The 10,285-nt window shown below is 71.6% G+C and carries 8 protein-coding genes and 1 pseudogene; 1 reads left to right on the forward strand and 8 read right to left on the reverse strand.

The window, feature by feature from the left end; genetic code table 11:
* A pseudogene (locus tag K206_RS43800) lies at window positions 1-436 on the forward strand (MFS transporter); the annotation flags it as partial.
* Here the strand turns inward: K206_RS43800 and K206_RS0122525 are convergent.
* The 8 genes from K206_RS0122525 to K206_RS0122565 all read right to left on the reverse strand — a co-directional run.
* Window positions 433-1,098 carry a glutathione peroxidase gene (locus K206_RS0122525; RefSeq protein WP_020204653.1) on the reverse strand — a complete coding sequence of 222 codons (666 nt, stop codon included), beginning with the start codon at window positions 1,096-1,098 and terminating at the stop codon, window positions 433-435. The pseudogene K206_RS43800 and the gene K206_RS0122525 sit on opposite strands and share 4 nt — an antisense overlap.
* 69 nt (window positions 1,099-1,167) lie before the next feature.
* Window positions 1,168-2,658 carry an MFS transporter gene (locus tag K206_RS0122530; RefSeq protein WP_020204654.1) on the reverse strand — a complete coding sequence of 497 codons (1,491 nt, stop codon included), beginning with the start codon at window positions 2,656-2,658 and terminating at the stop codon, window positions 1,168-1,170.
* A gap of 491 nt (window positions 2,659-3,149) precedes the next feature.
* Window positions 3,150-3,593, reverse strand: a complete 444-nt coding sequence (locus K206_RS0122540; RefSeq protein WP_020204655.1) for a CBS domain-containing protein — start codon at window positions 3,591-3,593, stop codon at window positions 3,150-3,152.
* 287 nt (window positions 3,594-3,880) lie between these two features.
* Window positions 3,881-4,729, reverse strand: coding sequence for a PA4780 family RIO1-like protein kinase (locus tag K206_RS0122545; RefSeq protein ID WP_020204656.1), 849 nt, complete (start codon window positions 4,727-4,729; stop codon window positions 3,881-3,883).
* A gap of 34 nt (window positions 4,730-4,763) precedes the next feature.
* Complete coding sequence (gene dbpA / locus K206_RS0122550; RefSeq protein WP_020204657.1) at window positions 4,764-6,182, reverse strand: ATP-dependent RNA helicase DbpA; 1,419 nt, start codon at window positions 6,180-6,182, stop codon at window positions 4,764-4,766.
* A 29-nt stretch (window positions 6,183-6,211) separates the two neighbouring features.
* Window positions 6,212-7,210: a DUF72 domain-containing protein gene (locus K206_RS0122555; protein ID WP_020204658.1), complete on the reverse strand. Its 999-nt coding sequence runs from the start codon at window positions 7,208-7,210 to the stop codon at window positions 6,212-6,214.
* A gap of 58 nt (window positions 7,211-7,268) precedes the next feature.
* A complete protein-coding gene (locus K206_RS0122560; protein ID WP_020204659.1) occupies window positions 7,269-8,375 on the reverse strand; it encodes a hypothetical protein in 1,107 nt (368 codons plus the stop codon).
* A 307-nt stretch (window positions 8,376-8,682) separates the two neighbouring features.
* A partial coding sequence (locus tag K206_RS0122565) for a LamG-like jellyroll fold domain-containing protein (protein WP_020204660.1) occupies window positions 8,683-10,285 on the reverse strand: 1,603 nt, incomplete at its 5' end.

The raw sequence follows: 10,285 nt of genomic DNA on the forward strand, positions 1-10,285 counted from the left end.
GGTGGCGGCGCCGCTGGCCGGCCGCCTGGGCGACCGCGGGCACGGCCACGCCGGCACCGGCGCCGCGCAACTGGCGGTGCTGGCCGCGCTGCTGCTGGCCGGCGCGGCCGGCGGCGGCTGGTTCGGCTTCGACGCGCAGGCGCACCGCGCCGCGGCGATCGGCCTGCTGGTGGTGGCCGCGATGGTGCTGGACGCGGGCGTGACCGCCGACCAGACCTTCGGCCGGCGCGAGATCAACCTGCTCGACCCCGCCGCGCGCGGGCGCCTCAACGGCCTGTTCGTCGGCATCTTCTTCGTCGGCGGCGCGGCCGGCGCGCTGGCCGCCGGCGCCGCGTGGGCCGCGGGCGGCTGGCGCGCGGTGTGCGTGGCTGCCATCGGCTTCGCCGTGCTCAACCTGCTGGCGCACGCCGCGATGGGACGCCGCCAGCCCGGCTAGCGCGTGGCGTTCAGCAACTGCTCGATCTTGCCGACGAACTGCTTGTCGTCCGGCTTGGTCGCGCTGTTGAAGCTGCCCGCCACCTCGCCGTTGCGGTCGATCAGGTACTTGTAGAAATTCCACTTCGGCGTGGTGCCGGACGCCTTCGCCAGCAGCGCGTACATCGGATTGGCCTCGCTGCCGCGCACGTGCGACTTGCCCAGCATGGGGAACTTGACGCCGTAGGTGTTGTAGCAGAAGTCCGCGATCTCCTTGGACGAGCCCGGCTCCTGCGAGAAGTCGTTGGACGGGAAGCCCAGCACCACCAGGCCGCGCTCGCGGTACTTGGCGTAGAGCGCCTCCAGCCCTTCGTACTGCGGGGTGAAGCCGCAGTAGCTGGCGGTGTTGACCACCAGCACCACCTTGCCGGCGTACTGGCACAGGTTCTGCGGCGCCTCGTCCTGCAGGCGCGGGAACTTGAAATTGAGCGCGGCCGGGCAGGCGCCCGCGGGCTGGGCGGCGGGCGCGGGCGTGGGCGCGTCGGCGGCGCGCGCCGGGCGCGGCGTCACGATGGCGGCGGCCGCGGCGAGCGCCAGCGCGCCGGCCAGCGCGGCGGTCGATACGGTGGTCGATACGGTGGTCGAACGCAGCGCGCGCGGGCGCTGGGCGGGAAGACGGCGCATGGAGGGCACTCCGGGATCAGGGTGAGCGTAGTTTACGCCGACCCGCGGGCAACGATGCGCCGAACCGCCTCAATCCATCGCCAGCGCGGCGCCGTGCTCGGTCACGCTGCTGCGCAGCTCCGCGTCCGGCATGCGCCGCACGATCGCCAGCGCCAGCAGCGCGGCCAGCGCGCCGCCGGCGAAGATCAGCCGGAAGCCGGTCTCCACGCCGCCGGTGAGCGTGTCGCGCACCGCTGGCGAGAGCCGCGCCAGCGTCTCGCTGCCGTGGCGCAGCGCGCCCAGGTCCAGCGCCTGCGTCACGCCCGAGGCGTGCAGCGCGTTGTGGAAGGCCAGCGTCAGCAGCGTGCCCGCCAGCGCGCCGCCGAAGGCGCTGCCCAGCGAGCGCAGCACCAGCAGCGCGCCGGTGCCGGCGCCGGTGTCGCGGCGCTCGAGCACGTTCTGCACGCTCATCAGCGTGCCGACCATCGTCATGCCCAGGCCCACGCCGGCCACCGTCATGGCCAGCAGCTCCAGCGCCACCGGCGTGCCGGGCGAGACCGCCACCAGCCCCAGCAGGCCCAGCGCGGCGGCGATGAAGCCGCCGGTCAGGATGCCGCGCATGCGCCCCAGCCGCGGCGCCAGCCCGGCCACCACGAAGTTGCCGGCCACCGTGGACAGCAGGAACGGCACCACCAGCAGGCCCGACTGCGCCGCGCCGGCGCCGCGCACCAGCTGGAAATGCAGCGGCAGCGCGAAGATGCACAGGAAGATGTTGAGCGCCGCCATCGCCGACGCGGCCACGCCCAGCACATAGGCGCGGTTGCCGAACAGGCGCGGCGGCAGCATCGGGTCCGCCGCGCGGCGCTCCTGCCAGACCAGCCCGGCCAGCGCGGCCACCGCCAGCAGCGCCAGCCCGGCGATCTGCGGCGACACCCAGTCGTAGACGTCGCCGCCCCAGCTCATCGCCAGCAGGAAGGCCACGATCGACACCGTGAGCAGCAGCGCGCCGCCCCAGTCCACGCGCGCCGCGCCGCCGCGCGCCTGCAGCTGGCTCAGGCCGCGGTGGCACATGAACATCGCCAGCACGCCGAGCGGCACGTTGATCCAGAACAGCCAGCGCCACGAGAGGTGGTCCGAGGTCCAGCCGCCCACCAGCGGGCCGGCGATCGACGCCACCGCCCACACCGTGGCGAGGTAGCCCTGGTAGCGCCCGCGCTGGCGCGGCGCCACCACGTCGGCGATGGCCGCCTGCGCGAGCGACATCAAGCCGCCGCCGCCGATGCCCTGCAAGGCGCGGAACAGGATCAGCTGCTCCAGCGACGCGGCCAGCGCGCAGGCCACCGAGGCCAGGATGAACAGGGCGATGGCCAGCATCAGCAGGCGCCGCCGGCCGTAGCTGTCGGACAGCTTGCCGTACAGCGGCGTGGATACCGTGGAGGTGATCAGGTAGGCCGTGACGATCCACGACAGGTGCCCGAAGCCGTTCAGGTCGTTGGCGATGGCGGGCACCGCCGGGATGACCACGGTCTGGTCGAGCGAGGCAAGCAGGATGCAGAGGATGATGCCGCCGATCACGCGCATGATGTCCTGGTGGCTCAGGGCGGGCGTGGCGGGGGCGGAAGCGGAGGCTGGCATCGGGGCGGGCGGGAACGCGTAGGCCGGACGGCCGCCCGCGGTGAACAGCCGGCAACGTGTGGCGTTTGCCGGCGTACAGCAGCGAACATGGCCGCAACAGGGAATTCAGCCGAGCTAGTGCGTACCCGGTGCTGCGCTTGCGCACGGCGGGCCGGCCTAATTCAGCGAACGCATAATTATATGCGGATACTGAATATCAAGTGCAAGGCTAACTCGGTTTGCGCGCTTGCGCGGAGGGCCGCCGCGGCGCGTTGCCGGACGTTGGCGTGTTTTGGGGGCTTGTCGCGGCACGGTTGCGCATCGTTGCGCACCGTTGCGCGCGATTGCGCATGACCGCGGACGGAACGCGGCGTACCGGATTCAGCGGGGAAGTGTCGCGCGCGACCCGCGGGCGCCGCCCGGACGGACGGCGGCTGCGCGGGTCGGGCAGGGCGGCGCTACGGGTGCACGCTGCCGGTGATGTAGTGCTCGAGCTGCTCGATGATGAATTTCTGCTCGGAGATGATGTCCTTCACGAGGTCGCCGATGGACAGCATGCCGATCAGCTTGTCGCCGTCCATCACGGGCAGGTGGCGCAGGCGGTGCTGCGTCATCAGCGCCATGCATTCGTCGGTGCTCTGCTCGGCGCGCACGTAGATGACCGCCGAGGTCATGATGTCGCGCACGAAGGTCTCGCGCGAGGTGCGCTGCATCAGGATCACCTTGCGCGCGTAGTCGCGCTCGCTGAGGATGCCGACGATGTCGCCCTGCGCGATCACCAGCAGCGCGCCGATGCCCTTTTCCGCCATCAGCTGCAGCGCGGCATACACCGTGGCGCCGGGCGTGATGCTGTAGATAGCCTGGGTCGGCTTGGATTCCAGAACCTGCCGTGCGGTTTTCATCACCACTCCTTGTTCCGTCCGAAGGATTTGCAGCCTCGATTTGCCACCGCCCGCGCGCCGGCGGGTGCGTCGGGCCACGCGCGCAAGTCTTGCGCGGCGCGGCCCGGCGCTTTCAGATTAGCACTCGCGGCGCGCGTCTTACAGGGTGACGCCCACGAATCTTTGTAAAAACGCTTCAGACCAGAATGCAGAGGAATGAACAACGGCGGCGACCCGCGCCGGCATGGTGCGCGGCGGGTAACGGCAGCAGCAACGCCAGCAGCAATGGCAGCAGCAACGCCGGCGGCTTACTCCGCGCTTTGCAGGTAGCGCAGGCGCGCTTCTTCCTCGAGGCGCACGTCCTCGACTTCCTGCAGCACCGCGTCCACGTCCACGGGCGTGTCGTCGACCGCCACCTGGCCGCTCAGCGCGATGCCGGGATGCAGCAGGCCGGCCTGGTAGAGCGCCCAGATTTCCTTGCCGTAGCGCGTGCCGTTGAGTTGCGGCGCGAACTGGCCGAAGTAGAAGGCGAGGTTGTCCACGTCGCGCTCGAGCATGGCGCTGGCGTCGTTGTTGCCGGCGGCGTCCACCGCCTGCGGCAGGTCGATGATGACCGGGCCTTCGGCATCGACCAGGATGTTGAACTCGGACAGGTCGCCGTGCACCACGCCGGCGCACAGCATGCGCACCACCTGGCCGAGCAGCGCGTCGTGGAAGGCCAGCGCCGTGGCCTCGTCCAGCGCCACGTCGTTCAGGCGCGGCGCGGCGTTGCCGGCGGCGTCCACCACCAGCTCCATCAGCAGCACGCCCTCGAAGCACAGGTAGGGCGTGGGCACGCGCACGCCGGCGGCGGCCAGGCGATACAGCGCGTCCACCTCGGCGTTGTGCCAGGCTTCCTCGGCCACCTTGCGGCCGTAGCGCGAGCCTTTTTCCATCGCGCGCGCCTGCCGGCTGTTCTTGACCTTGCGCCCTTCCTGGTAGGTCGCGGCCTGGCGGAAGCTGCGCTGCGCCGCGTCCTTGTAGACCTTGGCGCAGCGGATCTCGCCGCCGCAGCGCACCACGTAGACGGTGGCTTCCTTGCCGCTCATGAGCTGGCGCATCACTTCGTCGACCAGGCCTTCCTCGACCAGCGGCTGCAGCCGCTTCGGCGTCTTCATCGGGCGCGGCCCCGCGGCAGCCGGCGCGCCGCCCTCACTCGGTCAGCATGCGCACTTTCACGCGCTTGCCCTTGACCTTGCCATCGTTGAGCTTGCGCACGGCCTCGCGGCCGATGCCGCGCGCCACCGCCACGTAGGTGGACATCTCCATCACGTTGATCTTGCCGATCTGCTCCTTGGCGTAGCCGGCCTCGCCGGTGAGCGCGCCGAGGATGTCGCCGGGGCGCATCTTCTCCTTGCGCCCGCCGAGGATCTGCAGCGTGACCATCGGCGGCAGCAGGCGCTCGCTGCTGGCCGGCGCCAGCGCGGACAGCGGCTGCCATTCCATCTCCACGCCGAGCTGCTGCTCGATGTTGCCCACGCGGCCCATCTCGTTCATGCTGGCCAGGCTCAGCGCCATGCCGTCCTGGTCGGCGCGGCCGGTGCGGCCGATGCGGTGGACGTAGACCTCGGGGTCGGGCGTGACGTCGACGTTGATGACCGCCTCCAGCTGCGCGATGTCGAGGCCGCGCGCGGCCACGTCGGTGGCCACCAGCACCGAGCAGCTGCGGTTGGCGAACTGCACCAGCACCTGGTCGCGCTCGCGCTGCTCCAGCTCGCCGTGCAGCGCCAGCGCCTCGAAACCCTGCGCGCGCAGCAGCTCCACCAGATCGCGGCAGCGCGCCTTGGTGTTGCAGAACGCCAGCGTGCTGACCGGGCGGTAGTGGTTGAGCAGCAGCGCCACCGCGTTCAGGCGCTGGCCTTCCTCGACCTCGTAGAAGCGCTGGCGGATCTTGCTGTCGTCGTGCTGCTCCTTGAGCTTGATCTCGTGCGGCTTGCGCAGGAACTGCTGGCTCAGCCGCGCGATGCCCTCGGGATAGGTGGCCGAGAACAGCAGCGTCTGGCGTTCCTTCGGGCACTGGCGCGCCACGTGCGCGATGTCGTCGAAGAAGCCCATGTCGAGCATGCGGTCGGCTTCGTCGAGCACCAGCGTGTTGAGCCCGTCGAGCACCAGCGTGCCGCGCTCCAGGTGATCCATGATGCGTCCCGGCGTGCCCACGGCGATATGTGCGCCATGCGCCAGGCTGTCGACCTGCGGGCGCATCGGCGTGCCGCCGCACAGCGTCAGGATCTTGATGTTCTCCTCGGCGCGCGCCAGACGGCGGATCTCCTGCGTGACCTGGTCGGCCAGCTCGCGCGTGGGGCACAGCACCAGCGCCTGCACGTCGAAGCGGCGCGCGTCGAGCCGGTTGAGCAGCGCCAGCGCGAACGCGGCGGTCTTGCCGCTGCCGGTCTTGGCCTGCGCGATCAGATCCTGGCCGGCCAGCGCCACCGGCAGGCTGGCAGCCTGGATCGGCGTCATGGTCTGGTAGCCGAGCTGCTCGAGCGTCGCCAGTGTGGCGGGCGAAAGGGGCAACCGGGAGAAAGAGGCGCCGGCGGCGGGCGCCGCGGCGGATTCGGGGCTTGAGTTCATGCCGGATTATAGCGGGCTGGCGCCCACCCTCATTTGGCTGCGCCGCGGGCCTTGGCGGCGGTCTTGGTAGTGGTCCTGACGGTGGTCTTGATTGCGGTCCCGGTGACGACTTCGGTACCGGTCTTGCCGTCGGCCTTGCGCGCGGCTCCCGCCGCCTTGCCGCCTTCGTCCCACGGCGGCGGCGCCCATCCGAGGCGCGCCAGCAGCGCGCCGGCCGCCGCGGGCGCGCGCTCCTTGGCGCCGTTGATGAAGAAGACGAAGACCTCGCGCCCGCGCGCGGCCGCGGCCTTGCCTTCCACGCGCGGCAGGTCTTCGGGCGCGCCGCCCGCGGCCCAGGCCTGCACGCGGTCGCGCCACGCATCGAGGTCCGCCGGCGCGTAGCCGGTCCCGATCTTCTCGCTGCTGCACATCAGCCGCGCGTAGACGAAGTCGGCGGTGAGGTCGGCGAACGACGGGAACTTCGGCGAATCGGTAAACACCGTGGCGGCCTTGTACTTGCGCGCGAGCCTGAGATAGTCCGGCGTCATGAAGCTGTCGTGCCGCACGTCGAGCACGTGGCGCAGCCTGCGGCCTTCCACCGCATCGGGCAGCAGCGCGAGGAAGGCCTCGAAGTCCTCCGCCTCGAACGGCTTCGTCGGCGCGAACTGCCACACCACGGGGCCGAGCTTGTCGCCCAGCTCGGCGATGCCGCTGTCCAGGAAGCGCTCGACCGACTCGCCCGCCTCGGCCAGCACGCGGCGGTTGGTGGCGAAGCGCGAGGCCTTGAGCGAGAACACGAAATCGTCGGGCGTCTCGTCGCGCCACCTGGCGAACGAGGTGCGCTTCTGCGTGCCGTGATAGGTGCTGTTGATCTCGATGGCGGTGAGGTGGCGGCTGGCGTATTCGAGCTCCCGGCTCTGCACCAGCTTCGCCGGATAGAAGCTGCCGCGCCACGGCGCGAAGTTCCAGCCGCCGATGCCGACGCGGGCGCTCTGGACGCTCTGTGCGGCCGCCGCCGCGTTCTTTTTCCCGGCACTGGTTCCAGCCATGCGCGCGCATCCTTGTCAGAAAGGCAAAGCAAGAAGAAAGAAAAACGGGAAAGCGGATTCAGCAGAAACGCAGGCAGTGCACCGGCGGCAGATGCGCCGTCAGCAGCTTCCAGTGCTCGCCGCCATTCTCCGACATCCACAGGCTGCCGGTGGTGGAACCCAGCGCCAGGCATTCGCCGCTATTGTCCACCGCCAGCCCGTGGCGGTCGACCACGTCGTAGACCGGCGCGGCGGGCAGGCCGTCGTCGCAGGGCTCGAAGCTGCGCCCGCCGTCGCGCGTGCGGCTGACCGCCAGCCGGCCGTCCACGGGCACGCGGCAGTGGTCGGCGGCCAGCGGCACGAACCACGCCGTGTTGGGCCGGTGCGGATGCGCCGCCACCGTCAGGCCGAAGCCCGCCGTGCCCAGCATGCCCGCCATGCCCGCCGTGCCCGCCGTGCCCGCGCGCAGGCGCTGCCACGTCATGCCCGCGTCGCCGGAGCGGAACATGCCGCCGCGGTGCTGCACCCACATGGCATGCGCGTGTCCCGCGCACTGCACCAGCCGCAGCGGGTCCTGGTGCTGGCCGTGCTCGTCGCGCGACGGCGCCATGCCGGTGACGGTGCGGACCCAGCTGATGCCGCTGTCCCGCGTCTGCCACACGCCGCCGCACGACACCGCGATGGTGACGTGGCGGCTGTCGTGCGGGTCCACGCAGACCGAGTGGATGCCCGGCACCTCGCTGCCGTGGCCGGCCCACGCGCGGCGCTCGGGACGCTCCCACAGCGGCCGGTTCAGCGCCCAGTTGCCACCCTCGTCGGCCGAGCGGAACAGGCCGCCCGGCATGGTGCCCGCCCACAGCGCGCCGGGGTCGTCCGGCCCGCCCGCCTCGAGCACCCAGATGCGCTGCAGCGCGAGCCCGCCCGGCCCGGCGCCCGACACCAGTTGCGGCGGGTAGGCCGGCAGGCCGCAGCCGTCCCAGTCCGCGTCGCGCGGCCGGCGCCGCCACAGCCGCACGCCACGCCCGCACCCAAGTGCCGCATAGAGCGTGCCGCTGCGCGGATCGGCCAGCGCCGCGCTCACCGGCGCGCCGAGGAAATGCACGGCCGCCTGCCGCCAGCCGCCCGCGCCGTCGCGCCGCCACATGAACAGGCCCTTGCCGGTGCCAACGAGAAGCTGGTCGCTCATGCCGGACTCCTGTACTAGACCCGGCACATGGCCGGCGGCGGGGCCGATCCTTAGCAGTCTAGGAAATTCTGCCGGGAATGCGCGCGGGATCGCGCCCTGGCGGTACTCGGAGTGTTGTGGCGGATGCGCGGCAAGGCAGGGGGTGGTTTGCGCGCCGCGCTGATAAACGGGGGCTCGCGCGTGGGGCGGGTGGTGACTTCGTGGGGGCGCCGGCCCTCTCCCGCAGGCGGGAGAGGGGAGCAAACCGTTCGGCATTTGCCGTGCGTCGCCGGCATTGTCGGAAATGCCGGCAATGCCGGCGATCGCGCTACGGATTCAGCGTCGACAGCGACTTGCCCGCGGCGTACAGCGCCTTCACTTCGGTGGCATCGAGCACGCGCGACCAGAAGGCGAGGTCGTTGTACTCGGGCGCGACCGCCGTCGGCGCGGTGTAGCCGGGATAGGCGGTGCCGGTGGTGTCCTCGTTGAGCACCAGGCGCGTGTCGCGCAGGTTGGCCATCGTCAGCGTGCCGAGGTTCATGGCGGTGCTGCGCACGCCCAGCACCGGGTCGGCGATATAGGCGGTGGCGGTCTTGGCCACGGTGTCGACGGTCAGCGCGACATACACCCACTGGTTGGCGGTGAAGCCCATGAACGCATCCGCGCGGCGCGAGCCGTCGCCGAAGTTGAAGGTCATGGTGCCGGCCGAGGACTGCCCGATGATGAAGCCGCGGTTGGCGCCCGAATTCCAGTCCTTGTTGGTCAGCACCGGCAGCCACGCCTGCTGCGCGTCCGACTTGTACCAGAAGCCGACCGAGAACTGCGGCTGCAGCGGCACGTCGCTCGGCAGGTCGTAGCTGGTCCTGTCCGGGTCGATCGCCAGCGACCTGCCGCCGAAGCCGTCGTCGCCGGACAGCGGCGCCGGCGCCGGGGTCTCCAGCGCGCGCAGCGCGTCGGCGCTGCGGGTGTCGGCCAGGCCGGTGTCGAACGAGAAGAAGTGCATCAGGCGGTCGAGCAGCGTGGCCGGCAGCACGATCGGCGGCACGTAGGCGATGGCCGCGCGGTAGGCGAGCGGCACCGCGCCGGCCATCACCACGTAGTCGAAGCGGTAGGTGCCTTCGGGCTTGCCGGCCAGGCCGACGTCGGCATCGACATAACCGGTGGCGTCGCCGGCGAGCGTGGCCACCTTGGCGCCGTCGCGGTAGATCTCGATCCGCGCGGGCGGAGGCGCGTCCGGCGCCAGCTTCCAGCTCAGGCTGACGCTGCCGGCATCGCGCCCGGCGCTGGCGCGCAACTGCTGCACGCCGGGCGTGCCGAGCAGCGACTGGCCCTCGATCGCGTACTGCGCGGCGACCGGCGCCACGCCGAGAAAGTCCAGCACCGTGGGCGTCACGTCGGCGATGCCCGGGCGCGTGTAGAGGTCGGCCCTGGAGGCCGGCATCGCGTCCCTGGCCGAGGCGGCGAAGACGGCGTTGCCGGCGCGGTTCAGGCCGATGAAGCTGGTGTCGTCGATGGCCGCGGCATCCGGCGCGTAGTCCTTCGCGCGCATCGGGCGGCTGGTGGTGGCGACCACCAGCCAGTCCTCGCCGGGACGGGCGGTGCTGCTGGCCTGCAGCGCCGCCATCAGCCGGCCCACTTGCTGGTCCAGCGTGGCGAGGGCGCGGCGGTAGTCGCTGTCCAGGCCGCCGGCGGCCTGCGCCGGCGCGTGGAAGTTGGCCACCACCACGCCATAGTCGCGGTCGGCCACGGCGCGCAGCGCGGCGTCGGTCACGCAGGCGTCCACGCCGGCGCAGTCCACCAGGCTGTCGATGCGGCTGGCCCAGGCGTCGGCGCCCAACTGCTGCGCGAGCGTGCTCCAGCCCGCGGCCACGGCGATCTTGCCGCCCGCGCGCGCCTGCCGCAGCCGCGCGAACAGCGTGTCGGCACGCAGC

Origin of the sequence: Cupriavidus sp. WS (assembly GCF_000395345.1) — a bacterium.
In the GTDB taxonomy this organism is placed as follows: Bacteria; Pseudomonadota; Gammaproteobacteria; order Burkholderiales; family Burkholderiaceae; genus Cupriavidus; species Cupriavidus basilensis_B.